Annotated in this window: 20 protein-coding genes; 15 read left to right on the forward strand and 5 right to left on the reverse strand. The window is 41.0% G+C overall.

Annotated elements, in window-relative coordinates; genetic code table 11:
* Positions 1 to 7 precede the first annotated feature (7 nt).
* The 9 genes from BFP97_RS20270 to rodA all read left to right on the forward strand — a co-directional run bounded on the left by BFP97_RS20270 (position 8) and on the right by rodA (position 8848).
* Entirely contained in the window at positions 8 to 244 is a 237-nt protein-coding gene (locus BFP97_RS20270) for a CDGSH iron-sulfur domain-containing protein (protein WP_083262566.1), read from the forward strand.
* 40 nt (positions 245 to 284) lie between these two features.
* Positions 285 to 1142 (forward strand): geranylgeranylglycerol-phosphate geranylgeranyltransferase, encoded by an 858-nt coding sequence (locus BFP97_RS13750; protein ID WP_069842972.1) that lies wholly within the window; start codon positions 285 to 287, stop codon positions 1140 to 1142.
* On the forward strand, positions 1139 to 1717 hold the full coding sequence (locus BFP97_RS13755; RefSeq protein ID WP_069842973.1) for a phosphoribosylglycinamide formyltransferase: 579 nt from the start codon (positions 1139 to 1141) through the stop codon (positions 1715 to 1717). Before BFP97_RS13750 ends, BFP97_RS13755 begins: the two co-directional genes overlap by 4 nt.
* Before the next feature lie 39 nt (positions 1718 to 1756).
* Positions 1757 to 3286 carry a bifunctional phosphoribosylaminoimidazolecarboxamide formyltransferase/IMP cyclohydrolase gene (gene purH / locus BFP97_RS13760; RefSeq protein WP_069842974.1) on the forward strand — a complete coding sequence of 510 codons (1530 nt, stop codon included), beginning with the start codon at positions 1757 to 1759 and terminating at the stop codon, positions 3284 to 3286.
* Between the two features lie 74 nt (positions 3287 to 3360).
* Positions 3361 to 4389, forward strand: a complete 1029-nt coding sequence (locus BFP97_RS13765; RefSeq protein ID WP_069842975.1) for a rod shape-determining protein — start codon at positions 3361 to 3363, stop codon at positions 4387 to 4389.
* Between the two features lie 6 nt (positions 4390 to 4395).
* Positions 4396 to 5241: a rod shape-determining protein MreC gene (mreC, locus tag BFP97_RS13770; RefSeq protein WP_069842976.1), complete on the forward strand. Its 846-nt coding sequence runs from the start codon at positions 4396 to 4398 to the stop codon at positions 5239 to 5241.
* Positions 5238 to 5750 carry a hypothetical protein gene (locus tag BFP97_RS13775; protein ID WP_069842977.1) on the forward strand — a complete coding sequence of 171 codons (513 nt, stop codon included), beginning with the start codon at positions 5238 to 5240 and terminating at the stop codon, positions 5748 to 5750. Before mreC ends, BFP97_RS13775 begins: the two co-directional genes overlap by 4 nt.
* Positions 5751 to 5753: 3 nt before the next feature.
* Positions 5754 to 7577 carry a penicillin-binding protein 2 gene (gene mrdA, locus BFP97_RS13780; RefSeq protein WP_069842978.1) on the forward strand — a complete coding sequence of 608 codons (1824 nt, stop codon included), beginning with the start codon at positions 5754 to 5756 and terminating at the stop codon, positions 7575 to 7577.
* Positions 7574 to 8848: a rod shape-determining protein RodA gene (rodA, locus tag BFP97_RS13785; protein WP_069842979.1), complete on the forward strand. Its 1275-nt coding sequence runs from the start codon at positions 7574 to 7576 to the stop codon at positions 8846 to 8848. The genes mrdA and rodA overlap by 4 nt, the downstream gene beginning before the upstream one ends.
* Here the strand turns inward: rodA and BFP97_RS13790 are convergent, their stop codons facing one another.
* Entirely contained in the window at positions 8849 to 9844 is a 996-nt protein-coding gene (locus tag BFP97_RS13790) for a hypothetical protein (protein ID WP_069842980.1), read from the reverse strand. It lies immediately after the preceding gene.
* A 33-nt stretch (positions 9845 to 9877) separates the two neighbouring features.
* Here BFP97_RS13790 and BFP97_RS13795 point away from each other — a divergent pair, with 33 nt between their 5' ends.
* From BFP97_RS13795 to chrA, 6 genes are read left to right on the forward strand one after another with little or no spacing between them, the layout of a single operon-like run.
* A complete protein-coding gene (locus tag BFP97_RS13795) occupies positions 9878 to 10201 on the forward strand; it encodes a 2Fe-2S iron-sulfur cluster-binding protein (RefSeq protein WP_069842981.1) in 324 nt (107 codons plus the stop codon).
* Positions 10201 to 10806 (forward strand): thymidine kinase, encoded by a 606-nt coding sequence (locus BFP97_RS13800; protein WP_069842982.1) that lies wholly within the window; start codon positions 10201 to 10203, stop codon positions 10804 to 10806. Before BFP97_RS13795 ends, BFP97_RS13800 begins: the two co-directional genes overlap by 1 nt.
* On the forward strand, positions 10787 to 13054 hold the full coding sequence (locus BFP97_RS13805) for a T9SS type A sorting domain-containing protein (protein WP_221406609.1): 2268 nt from the start codon (positions 10787 to 10789) through the stop codon (positions 13052 to 13054). The genes BFP97_RS13800 and BFP97_RS13805 overlap by 20 nt, the downstream gene beginning before the upstream one ends.
* Positions 13054 to 13746 (forward strand): DNA repair protein RecO, encoded by a 693-nt coding sequence (gene recO / locus BFP97_RS13810; protein WP_069842984.1) that lies wholly within the window; start codon positions 13054 to 13056, stop codon positions 13744 to 13746. The genes BFP97_RS13805 and recO overlap by 1 nt, the downstream gene beginning before the upstream one ends.
* A gap of 43 nt (positions 13747 to 13789) precedes the next feature.
* Positions 13790 to 14764: an isopenicillin N synthase family dioxygenase gene (locus tag BFP97_RS13815; protein ID WP_069842985.1), complete on the forward strand. Its 975-nt coding sequence runs from the start codon at positions 13790 to 13792 to the stop codon at positions 14762 to 14764.
* A gap of 9 nt (positions 14765 to 14773) precedes the next feature.
* Positions 14774 to 15952, forward strand: a complete 1179-nt coding sequence (gene chrA, locus BFP97_RS13820; protein WP_069842986.1) for a chromate efflux transporter — start codon at positions 14774 to 14776, stop codon at positions 15950 to 15952.
* Here chrA and BFP97_RS13825 read toward each other — a convergent pair.
* The 4 genes from BFP97_RS13825 to BFP97_RS13840 form a co-directional block, all read right to left on the reverse strand.
* Complete coding sequence (locus BFP97_RS13825) at positions 15945 to 16841, reverse strand: LD-carboxypeptidase (RefSeq protein WP_069842987.1); 897 nt, start codon at positions 16839 to 16841, stop codon at positions 15945 to 15947. The genes chrA and BFP97_RS13825 overlap by 8 nt on opposite strands.
* Before the next feature lie 61 nt (positions 16842 to 16902).
* The gene (locus BFP97_RS13830) at positions 16903 to 17484 is read right to left on the reverse strand and encodes an OmpH family outer membrane protein (RefSeq protein WP_083262568.1); all 582 of its coding nucleotides are present in this window, start codon (positions 17482 to 17484) and stop codon (positions 16903 to 16905) included.
* 20 nt (positions 17485 to 17504) lie between these two features.
* Positions 17505 to 18047 carry an OmpH family outer membrane protein gene (locus BFP97_RS13835; RefSeq protein WP_069842989.1) on the reverse strand — a complete coding sequence of 181 codons (543 nt, stop codon included), beginning with the start codon at positions 18045 to 18047 and terminating at the stop codon, positions 17505 to 17507.
* A gap of 1 nt (position 18048) precedes the next feature.
* Positions 18049 to 20700, reverse strand: a complete 2652-nt coding sequence (locus tag BFP97_RS13840) for an outer membrane protein assembly factor (protein ID WP_069842990.1) — start codon at positions 20698 to 20700, stop codon at positions 18049 to 18051.
* Positions 20701 to 20707: the final 7 nt, after the last annotated feature.

Consider the following 20707-nt stretch of genomic DNA (forward strand, 5'->3'; position numbering starts at 1 on the left):
TTTGAATATGGAAACTCCTGAAATACCTCAAAAAGCACCCATAAGACTAGAAATGGAAGCAGGCACCTATTTTTGGTGCACCTGCGGAAAGAGTGATAATCAGCCATTTTGCGATGGCAAGCACAAAGGTTCGTCATTCAGCCCTGAGAAAGTAGTATTTGAAGAAGCTAAGACGGTATCGTGGTGCGCATGCAAGCACTCAGGCAACGGTACTTTCTGTGATGGCTCGCACAAATCGCTATAATTAGCCAAACAGGTTTAGCTTTGCACCGTACATAGGAGCAATGCAAAGCATTACCAATTCCAAATCACTGGTTTTTAATTACCTGAAGCTTGTTAGGGGTTTTAACCTCTTTATGGTTGCGCTTACGCAATACCTAACCGCTATTTTTTTAATTGGTGGTGCAGAGAATTGGTATCAGACATTGACCGATAAAGGCTTCTTTCTGCTCGTTTCTTCAACGGTAATGATTACAGGTGCAGGCTATCTAATCAATGATTATTACGATGTAAAAATCGACTTGATCAACAAACCACAGCGCGTTGTTGTAGGGAAGGACTTGAAGCGTAGGTGGGTGATTGCGGGACATACTGCCTTGAATCTCGGAGCAGTGGCTATGGGTTTTAGCCTCTCGATAACAATCGGCATAATCAACTTTGGGGCCTCTTTTCTCTTATGGCTCTATTCAAATCAACTGAAGAGACTTCCGTTTGTCGGAAACCTCTCTATTGCCCTTTTGACAGGAACAACATTGATTCTGGTAAGTGAGTACTTTGGTGATAAAAAGTATCTGATCCTGTGCTACGCAGTTTTTGCCGCTTTCATTACCCTTATCCGCGAGATAATAAAGGACATGGAAGACATGAAGGGCGATGAGCGCTTTGGCTGCAGAACGGTGCCAATAGTCTTTGGAATAGCCAAAACTAAATGGATCATCTATGTCATAGCCGCAGGCTTTCTCACAACCGTATTCTTGATGATCAGCCATATCTCCATGATTCTACCCATTACGCTGACTGTTGCCTTAATTTTTCTGATCTTTGGGCTCATAAAAGCAGACACTGTCAAAGCCTATCATCAGTTGAGCACTTTGAGTAAAGTCATCATGCTTTTAGGTGTCATTAGTATGATTTGGATATGAGTAAGAAAAGAATTTCGATTTTCGCTTCAGGTAGCGGATCTAATGCTGAAAAGTTTTTTGAATACTTTCAAAACGATCCAGAAATAGAGATCACTTCTATCTTTACTAATAATAAGTCTGCAGGCGTAATAGAAAGAGCCAATCGGTTCGATATTCCTCACCATGTCTATAATCGTACCTATTGGAAAACGGGAGAATCAATTCTGGGTATTTTAGAGAAGGAACAGATTGAATTCATTGTTTTGGCCGGTTTCATGCTATTAATCCCCGATAGTCTGGTAAAGGCTTATCCCGATCGTATCTTCAATATTCACCCCGCTCTTCTTCCCAAATTTGGAGGACAAGGCATGTATGGTATGAATGTGCACAAGGCAGTAAAGGCCGCTGAAGAATCTGAATCTGGAATAACTATACACTTCGTAAACGAAAACTATGACGAGGGTCAAATCATTGCCCAGGCTTCTTGTGCTATTGACAGCTCAGATTCTGCCGAAGAAATAGCTAAAAAAGTATTGCGTTTGGAGCACGAAAATTATCCGAAAGTCGTGGCTGAAGTAATTCGGAAATCCATATAAAATTCCTAGTTTTGCGACTTCGGTTTTTACCCCTCCAACATGTCGCAAATAAAAATCAAATCCGCTTTAGTATCAGTATTTTACAAGGATAATCTCGCTCCAATTATCGACCTTCTGAAGGCGAATGGAGTAACCATTTATTCTACCGGTGGCACACAGAAATTCATCGAAGATCAAGGTGCCGAAGTGATACCCGTTGAGGACTTGACTAGCTACCCATCTATTTTCGGTGGCCGCGTAAAAACATTACACCCAAAAATCTTCGGAGGAATTCTTTACAGAAGGGATCACGAAGGGGATCAAGGGCAGGCATCCGAATTTGAAATTCCAAGTATTGATTTGGTCATTGTTGATCTTTATCCCTTCGAAGAAACAGTGGCTTCTGGAGCTCCAGAGCAAGACATTGTGGAGAAAATCGATATTGGAGGAATTTCGCTAATCAGAGCGGCTGCAAAAAATTTCAAGGACGTACTGATCGTTTCTTCTAGAGAGCAATATCCGGCATTGGAGACTTTGTTGAGCGAAAAAGACTGTTCATCTGACCTTTCAGATCGAAGAAAGTTCGCGGCTGAATCATTTGATATTTCATCTCACTACGACAGTGCCATCTTCAATTACTTTAATCAGGACGAAGGGCTAGACAAATTCAAAGTAAGTGAGCGTACAGGCAAGCAATTGCGCTACGGAGAAAACCCTCACCAAGCAGGGCAATTCTTTGGGCCATTGAACGACCTTTTCGATCAACTAAATGGCAAGGAGCTTTCCTACAATAATCTAGTTGACATTGATGCGGCTGTTTCGCTCATCGAGGAGTTTGACAATAGTGACAATGCCTTCGCTATACTGAAGCATACGAATGCCTGCGGTATGGCAACAGGTAACGATGTAAAAGACGCTTATTTAAGGGCTTTTGCGGCTGACACTGTGAGTGCCTTTGGAGGGGTATTAGTTACCAACCAAGTGGTAGACCTTGCAGCGGCTGAAGAAATGCACAAGCTCTTTTTTGAAGTATTGATTGCACCTGGTTTCAATGATGATGCCTTGGAATTGCTCAAAAGCAAAAAGAATAGGGTACTACTCGTTAAGAAGCAAAACCTGACAGCACAGAAACAATTCAAGAGCCTATTGAATGGCGTAATTGTTCAGGACAGAGATTTGGTTTCGGATAAATCAGCCGATTTCAAGCTGGTAACCAAAAAGGATGTAACTACTACTGAAAAAGAAGCGCTTGAGTTTGCATCTAAAATCTGCAAGCACACCAAATCTAATACCATTGTACTGGCCAAAGACGGTCAGCTTTTAGCCAGCGGTGTTGGACAAACTTCAAGAGTAGATGCGCTCAGACAAGCGATTGAAAAGGCCAAGTCATTTGGGTTTGACCTTAATGGCTCAGTGATGGCATCAGACGCTTTCTTCCCTTTTCCTGATTGTGTTGAAATAGCACACGGAGAGGGTATCTCAGCCGTTATTCAACCAGGCGGTTCCATTAAGGACGAACTGTCAATTAACTTCTGTGACGATCACAGTATGGCCATGGTATTTACGGGCACCAGGCACTTTAAACATTAATTTACATAGCATAAGAATTAATAAGTAATTCGTTACTTTAGTTCTTTCATTAAAATACAAGGAGACTATCTTAAATGGGTTTTTTCGACTTCCTAACAAGTGACATTGCCATTGACCTTGGAACAGCAAATACACTGATCATTCACAAGGACAAAATCGTAGTAGACGAGCCATCCATCATTGCCATCGATAGAAATACCAACAAGGTGTTAGCCATCGGCAAAGACGCGATGAACATGCACGAAAAAACACATGACAATATCAAAACCATTAGGCCATTGAAAGACGGTGTAATTGCCGATTTCGAAGCTGCTGAAATGATGATCAAAGGGATGATCAAAATGATCGACCTTAAAAAGAGAAGCTTTATGCCGTCTTCTCACCGCATGGTGATTTGCATTCCTTCTGGAATCACTGAAGTGGAAAAACGTGCAGTACGAGATTCAGCCGAACATGCCAATGCTAAAGAAGTCTATATGATATATGAGCCGATCGCTGCGGCTATCGGTACTGGAATTAAGATAGATGAGCCTGTTGGATCTATGATTGTAGATATCGGGGGTGGTACCACTGAGATTGCTGTAATCGCATTGAGTGGAATTGTCTGTGATCAGTCAATTCGCGTTGCTGGTGATACTTTCACCAAAGATATTCTTGACTATATGAGAAGGCAACATAACCTCCTTATTGGTGAGCGTTCTGCCGAGAAAGTTAAAATAGCTATCGGTTCTGCCCTAACTGAACTTGAAGATCCGCCAGAAGATTACGAAATCAGAGGTAGAGATTTGATGACGGGTATTCCTAAGGTGATTAAGATCTCATATTCCGAAATTGCATTTGCTTTGGACAAGTCTGTTTCGAAAATCGAAGAAGCAGTGCTTAAGGCCTTGGAGATTTCCCCACCAGAGCTTTCTGCTGATATTTATGACAGAGGTATTTACCTTACAGGTGGTGGTGCAATGCTCAAAGGCCTTGACAAAAGACTAGCGCTTAAGACTAAACTCCCTATCCACATTGCAGATGATCCATTAAGAGCGGTTGTAAGAGGAACGGGTGAGTCTTTGAAGAACATTGATTCGTATCGAACGGTACTAATGACTTAAAAATGAATGGGGCAGCTACTCGCCTTTCTAGTTAAATACCGAGCATTTTTCATCTTTCTTTTTCTGGAGTTGATATGCATCTCGCTTATTGTCTCAAACAATGACTACCAGCGAAGTGCCTATTTGAAATCTTCTAACGGTCTGATTGGGTCTATCACTGAATCATCGGACAACATTGGGGAGTATTTCGGCTTGAGAAGAGTAAACCGTGAGTTGGCTGAAGAGAACGCCAGACTTCGCGAACTACTGCTTTCCAAACCAGGTATCTCGATTGACTCTTTGAGCAATTATACCATTGAATCCGACAGTACGGATTCATTAGAGTATGTGCTGAGGTCTGCAGAAATTGTCAGGAATAATATCCGCATGGCCAACAACTTCTTTATGATTAACAAGGGAACTAAAGATGGAATAAAAGCGGAAATGGGTGTCGTCAGTCCTAGTGGTGTTGTAGGTAAAATTCGATATGCATCGAAGAATTATGCCGAGGGGATTTCTCTTTTGAATACGCGGAACTCTTTCTCAGCTAAGCACAAAAACTCGGATAGAATTGGAACCGTTCAATGGGATGGTGTCGACCCAAAAGTGGCCAAGCTCTTGTTCATCACACCAGATGTCAATATGCAAGTGGGCGACACTATAGTAACTTCAAGCTTCAATGCGGTCTTTCCAAAAAATCTGATCATAGGTACCGTCAAGAGTAGTCAGCGAGATGCAAACAATACTTACTTGGATGTTGATGTCGATTTGAGCGTTGATTTTGGAAGGCTTTCCTACGTATACGTAATTGAGAATATCAGAAAACCTGAGCAAGATTCATTAAGTAATACTAACCCCTTAGACATTCAGTGAACAGGAACATACTCATATTGATTGTTAGCTTGGTTATTCTGGTACCGCTTCAGGTATTTGTTTTCAGAAACTTCGTTTTCTTCAATTTGGGGTTTTGCTTCATCTATTTATTGTTTCTGCTCAGCCTACCAAGAGAATTGAGTATAGGCTTGGGTATGCTGATCGCCTTGATCCTAGGACTGGTAATCGATCTCTTTTACCAGACCATCGGTATCCATGCAGCCGCTGGCGTATTAATAATGTTTCTAAAACCCTATTGGTTAAACGTCAATACTCCTAGAAGTGGATATGAAGTCAACTATCTACCCACAATTCCCAATTATGGTTTAGGCTGGTTTATCGTGTATGCCCTTCCCTTAGTTTTGGTTTATTCTTTAACTGTCTTATTTATAGAGGCGGGCAACACCGGGCTTTTTTGGATGATTTTGTCCAAAGCACTGATTACCACAGTGATTACTCTTTTTTTTGTGGTTATTCTACAATATCTTTTCTATTCAAAAGCGAGGTAGGCCATGTTGGAGAATAGACGATACATCATACAAATTTTCTTCATTTTCATAGGACTCGTCTTTTTAGTGCGCCTCTTTGCCTTGCAGGTAGCAGATGACACCTACAGGACCAAGGCTGAACGAAACATCCTTCAGAGGATCGTGGAGTATCCTTTTAGAGGTTTGATATACGATCGGAATAATGAGCTCATCGTTTATAATGAGCCCATCTATGACCTTATGGTTGTGCCCCGGGACGTACAAATATCAGACACAACTGAGTTCTGTAAGCTGTTCGATATTACCAGAGATGAGTTTGATGAGAATATCACAAGAACAAAGCGCTATTCGAGAGTAAAACCATCGGTTTTCCTGAAGAAAATCTCACATGAGAAGTATGCCAAGATTCAAGATCAGCTTTATAAGTTCAATGGATTCTATGTAAACCCGAGAACAGTTAGAAAGTATTCAAAACCTGTACTGGCCAACGAGCTGGGATACATAGGTGAAATAAGTCAGTCACAATTAGACAAAGATACCTCTGGCTATAGGGCCGGTGACTACATAGGTATCACCGGTCTTGAAGAATACTACGAACCTCGACTTCGCGGAGAAAGAGGCGTGAGTTATAAGATGGTCAATGTTCAAGGTATAGATAAGGGATCTTATAAAGGGGGTGCTATTGACACGGTTTCTGTTCCAGGACAAAACCTATTAACAACCCTTGATCTGGAACTTCAAGAATATGCTGAAAAATTACTGGCTGGCAAGCGAGGTAGTGTTGTAGCGATTGAACCTTCCACGGGTGAAATCTTGGTAATGGCTTCGGCACCCTCTTACGACCCCAACTTATTAACTGGAAAGAATTTTGGAGAGAATTTCGACATTATCAAAAATGACACGACAGCACCATTGTTCAATAGAGCAACCATGGCTCAATATCCTGCTGGTTCAATTTTCAAAACTGTACAAGCATTAATAGCCCTTGATGAAGGGGTTACCACACCTACCGAACAAATTTATTGTGATACGCTCAGCATTGGTGATCACGCACCTCCTGGTTACTATGATGTAAAGAAAGGAATAGCCAAATCATCAAATAATTATTTCTATGAGTTAATGCGGAGAGTAGTTAACAGAGAAATAGACCCAAATACTTACAAGGACTCTGAAATAGGTATGGATAGATGGGCGGATGGTATCAGGCGATTTGGCTTTGGTCAGCCTACCGGTATTGACATTCCAGGAGAAGAGAATGGGTTAGTTCCTGACGCTTCTTACTATGACAGATTATACGACAATAAGCCATGGAAGTATTCTAATGTAGCCTCACTTTCAATTGGGCAAGGCGAGTTACTGGTAACTCCTGTGCAAATGGCCAACGTAGCAGCTATTATTGCAAACAGGGGTCATTACTATAAACCTCATTTAGTAAAGGGGTTTGAGAAAGATGGCAAAGTGGAATTATTACAGTTCGAGAAGAAGGAACCAGGTAAAGGAAAGGATTACTATCCGGTGGTAATTGACGCAATGGCATCAGTGATGGCCGAAACTGCACCCAGAGCGATCATCAATGATATTGAGATAATTGGTAAAACTGGAACCGCTGAGAATGGCCTTAAGGATGAAACGCCTGATCACTCTGTTTTCATAGCCTTCGCTCCTCGAGAAAATCCAAAAATTGCGATCGCAGTTTATGTAGAAAACTCTGGGTATGGCGGTAGAGCTGCCGCTTGCACAGCTAGTCTATTGATAGAAAAACATCTTCGCGGTTATATCAAACACGGTTGGTGGAAGCGCGAAGAATATGTATTGAAGGGTGATTTTCTAGACGGTAAGCAGAATTGAGCAGAGAAGGCGGATTTTTTGCAAACTTAGATTGGCTTACGGTCTTTTTATACCTTATTCTAATCACACTGGGATGGTTTAATATCTATGCCTCCATTTACGACCCTGTAGCCGATTTAAGCATACTGGACTTCAGTATAAATTCGGGCAGGCAACTTCTTTTCATTGGTTCTTCCGTTATTCTAATCATCATCATTCTTCTGCTGGATTTCAGAATCTATGAGTCCATAGCACCCCTACTTTACGGTATTTTCATTCTCCTACTGATCGCTGTGGTCATTGTTGGAAAAGAGATAAATGGAGCAAAGGCTTGGTTTCAGTTTGGGTCGTTCAGATTGCAACCCTCAGAATTTACCAAGTTTGCCACCGCTCTTTTATTAGGCAGATACATTTCTACCAACAGCGTAAAGCTGACAGAATTCAAGAGTCAGATGACCTCGCTTCTCATTATGCTTTTTCCGGTATGTCTTATCATGCTTCAACCGGATCTGGGTTCATCACTGATTTTTTTCTCGTTTGTGATTCCGATATTCAGAGAAGGACTGCCTCCAATCTATTTAATTGCTGGCTTGTCGATGGTGATTATCGGAGTACTTGCCATTGTATTGCCGATTGATCAAATCGCCATTATACTAGGGTCGATTGGTGTGATTTGGGTCTTACTCACTTCAAAGTCCTTGAAGAATATTCTGCTTACCCTTCTCATTGTTGGGGCAAGCATTGGTTTTGCCAGTGGCTTTAATTATGCCTTCGAAGAAGTTTTACCAAAGTATCAAAGAGACCGAATCTTGGTAATCTTTTATCCAGATATCATCGATCCGCAAGGTGCCGGGTACAATTTGAACCAAAGTAAAATCGCTATTGGTTCAGGGGGATTTGCCGGAAAAGGATTTCTGGACGGTACACAAACCAAGTTTGACTTTGTGCCCGAGCAGAGCACCGATTTTATTTTTAGTACACTAGCTGAAGAGCATGGCTGGCTGGGCAGTGCATTTATCATTGCCTTATTTATAGCCTTAATGATGCGGATAGTTTTTATCGCTGAGCGCCAAAAATCACAGTTTGCAAGAATCTATGGCTATAGCGTAGCGGGAATCATTTTCTTTCACTTCACGATTAATATCGCCATGACCATTGGGTTATTCCCAGTTGTAGGCATACCCTTGCCATTCTTTAGCTATGGTGGATCATCCCTTTGGTCTTTTACAATTATGCTCTTTGTGCTGCTCAAGATTGATATGCACCGTACGCAGGTCTTAATGAGAGGTTAGTTAGGCGAAACGTCTTTCTAAAACGTTCATAAAGGCTTCTACTTCTTCACTGTCCATATCCCATCCAGTGTTAAAAGCATTTGCTCGATTCAGTGCATCATTAAGATCAACTGCCTGATCAACGCTGGCAAAGGCCTCTCGCATTTGTGCATTATCACCTCCAAACAGGTTGTTTTGGAACATGAACTTTTCATTCAGAGTCAAGGAAGACTCTATCGACTGGTTCATCTTGCGCTGTAGCTTTTCAGCCAAAGTCATACCCTTTTGCTGAGGGTCAAACTTATCATTAATGGTCACAGGCTGATCTTGGTCAACAGCTGGCTCTTCGTTTGTGATTACTGGCTCTTCCACTACAACAGGTTCCTCAATAATTGGCTCCGATTTGGGTTCTTCAATTGCCTGGAAGAGTTCCTCTATTCGGCTTTCAGCACCTAGCTTTTGTAGAAACTCATTCGCATCAACGGTTTCAAGTTGTGCAACGTCTAGTGCATCATAAGAAATCATAATGCTCGCCTTGGTATCAAAATCACCAATCTTATCAATCAAACTTTTAAACAAGTCTCGATTAGTCTTTATATACTTGAATTGGAGCCTAAAATCTTGAGGTTTCTCGATTCGATCCAGGATACTCTCCAGATAGCCTTTTGGCTCAAAAGAGATGAGAATAGCATCTTCTATGGCTTTGACAAGTAGTGGTGTCAGGTGTTCTTTATCAATGCTTATGTGATTGGACAACACATTCATAAACGCCTTTAGCGCCTCTTTCACTCTTTCATGATTGAAATCGAAATAAGGGCTTTCAAGTCTTTCAACCTCGCCTCTCCATTGATTGAAAAGCGATCGGATAATAAAGGAATTAACTTGTCTTGAATTGGTTAATGATATCAATCTTTCCCCGTCAATTTTATCGAAGGTTTGGAAAGACTGGCTCACTATATCATGTCCAATTAATTCACTTATTTCACTGACTGCTTCGTGCTTTAACTTGTAGCGCATCGCTTATTTCTTTTGATTTGTAAATTAAGCATTATGCCCAAAATCCTGATTCGAAATCTGAACAATAAAGTCATCCTAGCTAACGAAGATTCGGCTAGCATATTGAATGACATTCACAATGCTGGTATTGACTGGATGCATGCTTGTGGAGCAAAAGGTCGGTGCACTACTTGCAAAATGGTTGTACATTCAGGCTTGGAGAGTTTTGGCCCCGACACAGAAGCCGAAACTAAGTTCAGAACGCTTGGGAAACTGAAGAGCAATGAAAGGCTTGCTTGTCAAAACAGTTGCAAAGGAGACTTAGAAATTAGCGTGGCGGAAATCAATAAATTTCCACATATGACTTATACAGACTAATGTTTTTAGAACCACAATCAAAGATCGCAGGCGAGCATACCTCTGGAAGTATAGAGGTGATCTGTGGTTGTATGTTTTCTGGTAAAACTGAGGAGCTCATCCGAAGACTTAGAAGAGCTACGATTGCCAAGCAAAATGTAGAAATCTTTAAGCCAGCGCTAGATACCCGATATGACGATGAAGATGTAGTGTCTCATAATAAGACAGCTATTCGTTCGACCCCGGTTCAATTTGCTTCAGATATACTATTGTTGGCTGGAGATAGTGATGTGATAGGAATAGATGAGGCTCAGTTCTTTGATGAGCAAATCGTGGATGTAAGCCGAAAGTTAGCCAACAGTGGAAAACGGGTGATTGTAGCTGGCCTAGATATGGATGCCAGTGGAAAACCCTTTGGTCCAATGCCTTATCTCTTAGCGATTGCAGAATTTGTCACTAAACTTCATGCGATTTGTGCCATAAGTGGTTCATTAGCATCGTTCTCTTACAAGCTTACGGATTCTGAAAAAACCGTTGAATTAGGGGAAACCGACATTTATGAGGCCCGAAACAGGAAATACTTCTATGAAGGACAAAAGGAAAAGCTTGATAAAAAAGAGCAATAGTCTTCCAGTTACTGTTGGCTTAATGCTTTGGGCTTTTCTTATCGCCAATCCATCCATTGCCCAAAACAACATTCCCATTCTAGGCTGGAGAACGCACTTCAGTTATTCAAATGTGAAAGAAGTCACCAGTGGAGATAATAAAGTCTTCGCTGCCACAGAAAATGCCATTTTCTATTATGACCTGGAAGACAACAGCCTTAATCTAATTAACAAGAATACTGGCTTATCAGGAGTAGGAATTGGTACCATTTATTTCAATCCCGACAATGATCAACTTATTATCGCATACCAAAACGGAAATATTGACTTCTGGTCTAATGGGCAGGTCGAAACCATAACCACAATCAGTGAGGCCGAAACTACCGTTGACAAACGACTCCGGGATGTTCAGAAGTTTGATGATCAACTCTACATCTCTGGTGACTTAGGGATAGTGGTTTACGATCTTTCAAGAAATGAAATCACCGAATCTTACCAAAACTTAGGCCCTAATGGAACCGAGCTCATTGTCTATCAAACGGCATTCGCTAATGATAGCATTTATGCCGCCACTAATAGTGGAATTCTATCAGCAAGTCTGGCCGAAAATATAAATAGACAGGATTTTAATAACTGGAAGAGGACCTTGACTGGGATTCCCTTTCAATACATTGTCCAATCTGGTAATTCGATTTACGCAAGTGCTGATGCTGATGTATTCTCATATGGCACCGGAACTTGGACCTTCGGTCAGAATTTTAATCAACCCATAGTCGAGCTTAATTTACCTGATGCTTCCACTCTATTTGTACTTACGGAAACTGCGCTCTGGCTTGATGACGGTAATGGATTTTCAAAACAACTTGATGCTGAGAGTGAGCAGGAATTTACAGGTTTAGAGCAATTCAATAATCAAATTTGGTTGGGGAGTTCTGATCAAGGCTTACTTAGGTATAACACCCTTAGCACGCCACCCAGTAGTCTCAAACCAGCAGGTCCAGGTGCTGATATTTTACTCAAGCCAGCTGCTTTTGAGAATAGTATCTATTGGATTGATGAGAAGTCTAGTGCTGCCATTTCACAGTTTGACCTGGAAACACAAACCTGGACTTTCTTTAAACCCAGAGATAATATTGGCAACTCGATCGGTAATTTGACCGACCTTGAATTTGGTGTGGTCAATAAAGGCAACATATCCGCACCTTTGTTTTCGTCATTCGACCAAGGAGTGTTTTTTGGAGGTAATGCGATTGATAATTCTGAAAGCCTCATTGAAACTGTGACTGGTGGAAACCCTCCTACTTTTCAGAATGGTTCCTATGATATTTCGGCTCTGGCCAGCCAAGATGGTGATAGACTATGGGTAGCAACACCTGATAGATCGACTTCACTTTATTCGTTGAATACAACATTAAATGAATGGACGGGCTTTGCATTGCCCACCACACTAGGTAGGTTCCCAGTTGACCTGTTCATAGCACCTGATGGCAATAAATGGATGAGTATCGATCCCGCCAGAGGGGGAGGAATTGTGGTTTTTGATGAAACAAGCAATAGAACCAGAAGCCTTAACACAAATGGTGGTCAGGGCGGACTTCCAGGTTCCGAAGTCACTGACATGGCAATCGATCAAAACTTATTCCTTTGGGTTGGTACCAACCAGGGAATCGCATTCTTTCCTAACCCTTCCATCGTCCTTGAAAACCGATCACTAACAGCTAACGTTCCTATTTTTGAAAACCGTCTGCTACTTAGAGATGAGTTTATTACCCAAGTTGTTATCGACCCAGCGAACCGTAAGTGGTTTGGCACAAGAGATAATGGACTTTGGCTTTTTAGCGAAACAGGCGAAGAGCTTATCTATCACTTTACATTCGCTAATAGCCCACTCCCCTCTAACCAAATCAACTCATTATTCATGGACCCTTCTTCAGGAGAATTGTTCATAGGCACAGACAAGGGTACTGTATCATTTAGAAGTGATGCCACCTTGGGGACCGAGCAACATGTAAATGTGGAAATCTATCCCAACCCTGTCAATCCTTCTTTTCAAGGAAATATAGTCATCAACGGCCTAGCGAATAATGCCTTTGTTAAGATCACAGATGTATCTGGAAAACTTGTTAGAGAAGTGCGATCGAACGGAAGTACATCGCTATGGAATGCAAGAGATAGTAATGGAAATAGAGTAAAATCAGGAGTATATCTTCTTTTCAGTTCAAATGCTGATGGTTCAGAAACCTTCGTGGGTAAAATTGTTGTGATCTAATGCTGTTTCATACAAAAGGTATCGTTTTCAGTGCTGTGAAGTTTAAAGAGACTTCCATCATTGTTAAAATATTCACGCGAGATTACGGTATGCAGTCCTACATCATTAACGGTGTCAGGAGCCAAAGATCAAAAGGAAAAATCGCCATGTACCAACCCCTTTCGCTATTGGATATGGTCGTTTACCAAAAACCAGGAAAAGACATTCAGCGCATCTCAGAGGCTAAATTCGCCAAATCCTTTTCTGAAATTCCTTTTGACCCATTAAAAAGAACCATCGGGATTTTCATAACAGAGATTTTTGGAAAAATCCTCAGGGAAGAGTCAGAAAATAATGACATGTTCGACTTCCTCTTTCATTCGCTAGAGCTCTTCGATCACCTTCATGAGAATGTATCCAATTTCCATTTACAATTACTTTTAAAGGCTACCCAATACCTCGGTTTTGGACCCGGGAGTGCTGAAGACTTTATCCATCAATTGAGCGAATCGGGGTTTCACTTTAGTACGCTCGAAGGTGAAAAGGAATTCATAAACCAGTTGATTTCCGACAATTACGGTTGTCAAGTTAATATGACAAATTATTTCAGAAGAGAGGTCTTAGACCATATCATAAAGTTCTACCGCATTCACTCTGATAGCCTACGAGAAATCAAATCGCTTAACATACTCAAAGTGGTTTTGAGTGATTAATTCTCCCATTTAATTATTAATTTCGGACTAAACCGATAGAAAAATGAGTACGAAATTATACGATGAAGTCCCCTCTTTGGACCTTGCAGATTTCACTAGCGGAAATCCAGAAAAAAAGGCCGCATTCGTTCAGGCCCTTGGTGAAGCTTACAATAATATCGGTTTTGTGGCTATTAAAAATCATGGCTTGACTGATGAAATGACTGCCAAGCTTTACTCCACCATACAAGCCTTCTTTGGGTTGTCAGATGAAGTGAAGCAACAATATGAAATTCCCGAACTAGCTGGTCAGCGCGGGTACATTGGCAAGGGAAAAGAACATGCCAAAGGCCGCACAACGGGCGATTTGAAGGAATTTTATCATATAGGCCAGGAAGTAACTGATGGTGATGCTATCAGAAATGAGTATCCTGATAATATCTGGCCAAAAGAACTGCCCGAACTTGAAAAAATTGGCTTGGAAGTATACCAAACGCTAGAGGCAACCGGCATTAAAATGCTTCAAGCGATTGCCATCTATCTAGGACTGGATGAAAACTACTTTGATGACAAAGTTCACAATGGAAATAGTATTCTAAGGCCTATCCACTATTTCCCAATAGAAAACCCTGATGAGGTGCCTGCTGATGCCGTTAGAGCTGCAGAGCATGGTGATATTAACCTGATTACCCTTCTGATGGGTGCCAGTGCAGACGGGTTACAAGTACTCAGACGTGATAATAAATGGATACCCATTACAGCACTGCCTGATCAAATTATTGTTAATGTAGGCGATATGCTCTCAAGGCATACCAATAATAAACTTAAGTCTACTATTCACAGAGTGGTAAATCCTCCTAAAGAGTTGATGAAAACGTCCAGGTTCTCCATCCCATTCTTTATGCACCCTAGGTCGGATATGGATTTGACCGTGCTTCCAAATTGTATTGACGAAGACAGCCCAAAACTGTATGATGACATCACGGCTGGCCAGTTCTTGCAACAGCGATTAGCCGAAATCGGTCTTAGCAAAAAGTAATTCTTAATCATGGCGATTAAGAGAATTCGGTATTTCATATTCCTCAAAGATGTGATGCTCCTTGCCATCAGTGCTTTTGGGGGGCCTCAGGCACATGTCGCTATGTTTATCAAAGTGATGGTGGAAAAACGAGGCTATCTCACGGAAGCTGATTTAATAGAGTTGAATGCACTTTGCCAGATTCTTCCTGGCCCTACCTCTACTCAGACCATAACAGCAATAGGATTTAGGATTGGGGGAGCCAAATTAGCCTACCTCACGCTTCTCGTTTGGATGATACCTGCAGTAACTATTATGACCACCGCTGCTATTCTCATCAATTCTTACCAAACCAAAAATCTCAGTCTTGAATTCACAAAATTCATTCAGCCCATGGCCGTGGGATTCATTAGCTATGGGGCCTTCACCATTGCAAAGAAAGTAATTAACACTAAGACGGCTGTGGTATTGATGATCCTATCAGCAGTCGTGACTTACTTTATATCTACACCTGCTGCCTTACCAATTGTATTGGTAATTGCTGGAACGATCACTGCATTCAAATACAAAAAACAAGAGATTGCGATCAAGGAGAAGGTCAAAATCAAATGGGGGAATTTCACACTCTGGGGACTTGTATTAGTGGCTGCAGCACTATTAGGTGCTTTCACTCAAGATCGTTTTGTATTGCTGTTTGAGAACTTTTATCGTAATGGAAGTTTGATCTTTGGTGGTGGCCAGGTCTTAATCCCGTTTCTAAATACTGAATTCGTAGAGTTCAAAGGATACCTTTCTTCAGAAGAGTTCCTTTCCGGCTTAGGTCTTGTACAGACTGTTCCTGGACCTGTCTTCTCTGTAAGTTCTTTCGTTGGAGCACTCTCTGTAAGAGATCTTGGCATTGGAGGACAAATACTAGCTGGATTTGTATCTGCCTGTGGTATATTCTTACCCGGTACCTTTCTGATCTTCTTTGTGATCAGGTTTTGGGACAGTTTAAAGACTTATCGAGTGGTTCGTGCTTCACTTGAGGGTATCAATGCTGCCAGTTCTGGGATGGTGGCCGCTGCGGCTTACATTCTCTTCCAACCGATACAAGGCTCGGTCATGGATGTTTCTGTTGTAGCAGGAACGTTTCTGTTACTCACCCTAACTAAAATCCCCCCTCCTTTTATTATTCTGGCTGGGCTTCTGGCTGGCTTTCTTATCTGATATACTTAATTGATATTTGATTCTTGGAGAGTATCACTTCACAATTCATACCCAAGATTAAGGGGTAATTGCGCTTTTCATGCCCGGCTTCCAAACCAAAAGCCACAGGTATGTCCAGGTGACCGAAGTACTTTAAAAGTAATTCTTCTACACTTTCTTTAAAATAGGATTGTGAATCAGAGATGCTAGTAAAGCTTCCAATGATCACCCCAGAAATGTCTTCAAGTTTTCCAGATCTTCTCAGTTTATTCATCATTCTATCCACAGCATACATCTCTTCGCTCACCTCTTCTAAGAAGAGGATATTCCCATCTGTCTCTATTTCATTTGAGCTGCCTATTGATTCATAAATCAAAGACAGGTTTCCACCAACAACCTTTCCTGAGCAATTACCTTCTTTGGTGTGGTTTGATTCAAGCAATGGAATATCAAAGTCAAGCTCACCGAACAGCAAATCCTTCAGTTTGTTATCTGAAACTTCGTCCCTACCTATAGTCAGGGCAACAGGACCATGCACACTAGGGACTTCCAGTACAGATGAGAGTAGCAAAATGCTTGTTAAGTCACTAAAGCCTACAATCCACTTGGGTTGACTTAGATATGAGGTAAAATCAATTTGATCAAGAATTCTGGTGGTGCCGTAACCCCCACGGGCAAAAACGATCGCCTTTATCGAAGGGTCATCAAGTGCACTCTGTAGGTCATGAATTCTTTCTTCATCCGAACCTGCAAAATAGCCATGTTGATTATGAACGCTCTTTCCTACTTTGACCTTTAGTCCCCACTTTTCTAATGTGTTGATCCCTTCAGAAATGTCCTTCTCAAGTCGTTTCGCAGTAGCCACAATGGCAACTTCATCACCTACTTTCAAAAACTGAGGAATCTTCATAGTGCCAAAATAAAAAAACCTCTTCCAAGGAAGAGGTTTGATTATGAATAAATACTAATTCTTAGTTTCCGTTTCCAGTATCAACAGCATTTGGATCTGAAGGATTCGGAGTGGTCGGCATTGGTACCCCTAGCTTTTCAAATACCTTTTCAGTTACGTTCAAGTCTTCCTCAGCGGCCAAAACGATACCATCATTAGACGAAGTTCTCATATTAAGGATGATCTTATAACCTAATTCCTTACGTACCTCTTCAATAGCCGTTTGAACCTTAGTAAATACTGGATTCATCAGAGAAGATTCTTTAGCTACTAAAGACTGTTGTGCTTGTGCACTCCAAGTCTGAAAGTCTGAGTCCATTTTTCTTACCTCAGCATCTTTAGCCTGTAATGCCGCCTGACTAGCATTTGGCTGCTGCGCCATTTGCTGAAGCTCGTTTACTTTAGTCTGTAGTGTAGCTCTTTTTGCTTGTGCCTGTGATGTCAACTGGTCTTCAAAAGTCTTTACTTCAGATCTAATACCCACCATCTCAGGCATGTTGTATACGATAAAATCGATATATGTATATCCAATTTTAAAATCCTGAGCCTGAGCAGCACCATACATAAAAAGTGCTACTATCATCACCAATAATTTACGATTCATGATTCCTCTATTTTAATGTTTCAGTTTCCTTGTTCTTGTTTTAAACCTAATTCTTCTAATATGAACTCAGTGTAGTCATGGACTTGATTTGTGTAAATCATACCGATACTTTCGGCCTTGTCAAACAAATAATCTAATCCATATCTTCTCGCTACCACCTCCACAGCTTGGTTTACTTTGTTTCTTAGTGGAAGTACTAGCTCGTCTATTTTTTTATAGTAGAGTCCGTCATACCCAAAGAGCTCGGTGTATTTCTTTAACGCTTCTCCCTGTTTATCCTGGATAGCCTTCTCCCTATCTTTTTTCATTTCAGGAGTCAGAAGTACCTCACTTGCTCTTAGTTCCGCACGCATCTTTTCTAACTCATCATACAAACTCCGTACCTCTTTGTCATAAGTGCCTGCCAAAGCTTCGATTTCCTTCTGCTTTTCGGCATAGTCAGGCATCTTATTTAAGACAAATTCTGAGTCAAAATGACCAAACTTCTGTGCAGTCGCCTTTTGAGCAGGCGCAAAGTTAAAGATTAATGCTAAGATTACTACGTTGGAAAAAACTTTGTACATACTACCTGATTTGTTGTCCAATTGTAAAATGCACTTGGCTGCCACCAACAATTGCTGGAGAGAAGGAAGGATCTTGATCGAATCCATGTGCCCAATCAATTCCTAACAAGCCAAAGGCAGGTAAGAAGACTCTAGCACCGACACCAGCGGACCTGAACAATTTACGAGGTGAGTACTGTGAAAAATCTGTCCACGTGTTTCCCGCTTCTCCAAACGCCAACAAGTAGATTGTTGAAGAAGGTTTTAACGAAACAGGATACCTCAATTCAGCGACAAATTTGTTATATACAACGCCTCCTCTAAAACCAGTATTAGGGTCTATCGGGTCAATAACATTGTCTTCATATCCTCTTAACGCAATAATGTCTTGTCCAATTATAAAATTGTTTCCTCCATTCAGACCGTTACCTCCCAAGAAGAACCTTTCGAATGGTCCGGAGTCAGTCCTACTAGAGTAAGTTCCAATGAAGCCCATATGAGCTCGTGCATTAATAACGAGCTTCTTACTCAACGGAATAAACAATGAAAAGTCCATCATCCATTTATGATACTCCACAAATCGATAGCGTTCCTGCTCAGTTAATTCTCCCTCGAACCTATCTGGATTTAGCAATGACCAAGGAGGGGTAGCATTTATGGCAAGGGTAAACTGAGAACCATATCTTGGGAAAGTAGGTTGGTCAATATTACTCCTTGAAATAGTTGTGTTAAAGGTCAAACTATTAGACTGCCCTGTGGAGAAGCCTAGTGTATTACCGAAGTTAAACACATCATAAAGTTGGTAAGAAAGCGTATTCTGAATCTGGAAATAGTCATCAGGCCACCTCAATCTTCTACCCAAGCCAATCGTAACACCCGTAGCCTTAAGGAAACCAAGCAGGTCGTTGTTTGTAAAGTTGATCGTTCTATTGGACGTTCTATTTAGACTAACTGTAAAGTTGTTTGGCTTTCTCCCACCTAGCCATGGTTCAGAGAATACTAAACTATAGCTTCTAAATCTTCGTCCATTGGATTGCAATTGTAATGACAGTTTTTGACCGTCTCCACTAGGATATGGTCTCCACTTATCCCAATCATTAATATTTCTGATAGAAAAGTTATTCAAGGAAAGACCAACCGTACCGACAAAACCAAAAGGACCACCAAAACCACCTGAGAGCTGAATCTGGTCTGAGGACTTTTCGACCAGGTCAAAAACAACATCTACAGTTCCATCAGCAAGATTTGGGATCGGCTGAGGATTAATTTGCTCAGGATCGAAATAACCTAGTTGACCAAGCTCTTGGATCGTTCTAATCAGTTCTTTTCTGCTATACTTCTGTCCAGGTAAGGTTCTGATTTCTCTCAAAACTACATGATCGCTGGTTCGATTGTTACCTTTGAGAATAATCCGCTTTATGACGGCCTGTTCACCCTCATACATTCTCATTTCAATATCTACAGAATCATTCTCGGCTCTAACCTCAACAATATCAAGTCTAAAGAATAGATAACCATCATCTGTGTAAAGAGAACTTATATCGTCTCCATTTCTACCATCAAACTGTGTTCTTTCATCAAATTTCTGACGGTTATAGACATCCCCTTTTTTGATATCAAGTTTCTCTGAAAGAAATTCATCGGAGTACTTGAAATTTCCTACCCAATCAATATTACGTACATAGTATTTATTGCCTTCATCTACTTTAACCTTCACATCAATGAAGTCTTCATTAACTTTTACCACTTCATCATCAACTACTTCGGCATCTCTAAAGCCCCTTGAGTTATAAAAGTCAATCAACGACTGCTTGTCATCTCGAAATTGATTTTGGATGAACTTGGAACCATTCAGGAAGTTAAGTTTGACGTTATCATTCAAAAACTCCTTGAACTTTTTGTTCGAAACTGTGTAAGAAGAGTCTACATAATTTCTAATAGAATTAGGGTTGGTCTTAAAAACCTGATCAAATAATTTTGATACTAACCAAAACCGAGGCTTCTCATTGGTTTTTCTGAAAGTCCTTTTCAAACGCTTGTCATCGAAAGAGTCATTTCCTTCGAAGTAGATTTTGTTAATTTTTACTTTTGAACGTTTATCCACCTCAAACCTCAAGCCTACTCCATCAGTCAATACAGTATCTCGGTTCTGGATGGTTTTTACCGTTGTATTCAAAAAACCTTTTTCAACAAAGTACTTACGGATTACAATCTCGGAGTTCTTGATCAGTGCAGGGCTCGCCACTTTTCCTATAATCCCTATCTGATCTTTAATATCGGTCTCTTGAGTAGAGTTAATGCCGGATATCTCAAACTGTCGAATTCGTGGTCTTTCAGCAATCTTAACTTCAATAAACGCCCTGTCACCATCTGTACGCGTTAGCCAGAATTGAACGTCCGCTATGATACCTTCGGTCCAAAGCTTTTTAATAGCATCAGAGATTTGCTGACCAGGGATTGGTATACGATCACCTACTTTAATTCCAGAAAATGAGATCAATGCTTTCTCACTCAGGCTCGTAAGGCCAGTGAATTTGATATCCGCAATCTCAAAAACTTTTGGGTTAGAATAGTCAATCTGAACGCCTTCACCTGCATTTACACCATATCTATTCTGGGCAAACGCGCTCGCACAAACGAGCATGACTATGACAGCTACCAATAACTTTCTCATCCGCTTT

This window comes from Roseivirga sp. 4D4, from assembly GCF_001747095.1.
In the GTDB taxonomy this organism is placed as follows: Bacteria; Bacteroidota; Bacteroidia; order Cytophagales; family Cyclobacteriaceae; genus Roseivirga.

What these genes read in the sequence shown, in the direction of transcription:
- purH (WP_069842974.1), top strand. Translation starts at nt 1,757, where the DNA reads ATGTCGCAAATAAAAATCAAATCCGCTTTAGTATCAGTATTTTACAAG.
- BFP97_RS13840 (WP_069842990.1), bottom strand. Translation starts at nt 20,700, where the DNA reads ATGAGAAAGTTATTGGTAGCTGTCATAGTCATGCTCGTTTGTGCGAGC.
- recO (WP_069842984.1), top strand. Translation starts at nt 13,054, where the DNA reads ATGCTGTTTCATACAAAAGGTATCGTTTTCAGTGCTGTGAAGTTTAAA.
- BFP97_RS13765 (WP_069842975.1), top strand. Translation starts at nt 3,361, where the DNA reads ATGGGTTTTTTCGACTTCCTAACAAGTGACATTGCCATTGACCTTGGA.
- BFP97_RS13830 (WP_083262568.1), bottom strand. Translation starts at nt 17,484, where the DNA reads ATGAATCGTAAATTATTGGTGATGATAGTAGCACTTTTTATGTATGGT.
- BFP97_RS13825 (WP_069842987.1), bottom strand. Translation starts at nt 16,841, where the DNA reads ATGAAGATTCCTCAGTTTTTGAAAGTAGGTGATGAAGTTGCCATTGTG.
- chrA (WP_069842986.1), top strand. Translation starts at nt 14,774, where the DNA reads ATGGCGATTAAGAGAATTCGGTATTTCATATTCCTCAAAGATGTGATG.
- BFP97_RS13815 (WP_069842985.1), top strand. Translation starts at nt 13,790, where the DNA reads ATGAGTACGAAATTATACGATGAAGTCCCCTCTTTGGACCTTGCAGAT.
- mreC (WP_069842976.1), top strand. Translation starts at nt 4,396, where the DNA reads ATGGGGCAGCTACTCGCCTTTCTAGTTAAATACCGAGCATTTTTCATC.
- BFP97_RS13795 (WP_069842981.1), top strand. Translation starts at nt 9,878, where the DNA reads ATGCCCAAAATCCTGATTCGAAATCTGAACAATAAAGTCATCCTAGCT.
- BFP97_RS13750 (WP_069842972.1), top strand. Translation starts at nt 285, where the DNA reads ATGCAAAGCATTACCAATTCCAAATCACTGGTTTTTAATTACCTGAAG.
- BFP97_RS13755 (WP_069842973.1), top strand. Translation starts at nt 1,139, where the DNA reads ATGAGTAAGAAAAGAATTTCGATTTTCGCTTCAGGTAGCGGATCTAAT.
- BFP97_RS20270 (WP_083262566.1), top strand. Translation starts at nt 8, where the DNA reads ATGGAAACTCCTGAAATACCTCAAAAAGCACCCATAAGACTAGAAATG.
- BFP97_RS13790 (WP_069842980.1), bottom strand. Translation starts at nt 9,844, where the DNA reads ATGCGCTACAAGTTAAAGCACGAAGCAGTCAGTGAAATAAGTGAATTA.
- BFP97_RS13835 (WP_069842989.1), bottom strand. Translation starts at nt 18,047, where the DNA reads ATGTACAAAGTTTTTTCCAACGTAGTAATCTTAGCATTAATCTTTAAC.
- mrdA (WP_069842978.1), top strand. Translation starts at nt 5,754, where the DNA reads ATGTTGGAGAATAGACGATACATCATACAAATTTTCTTCATTTTCATA.
- BFP97_RS13800 (WP_069842982.1), top strand. Translation starts at nt 10,201, where the DNA reads ATGTTTTTAGAACCACAATCAAAGATCGCAGGCGAGCATACCTCTGGA.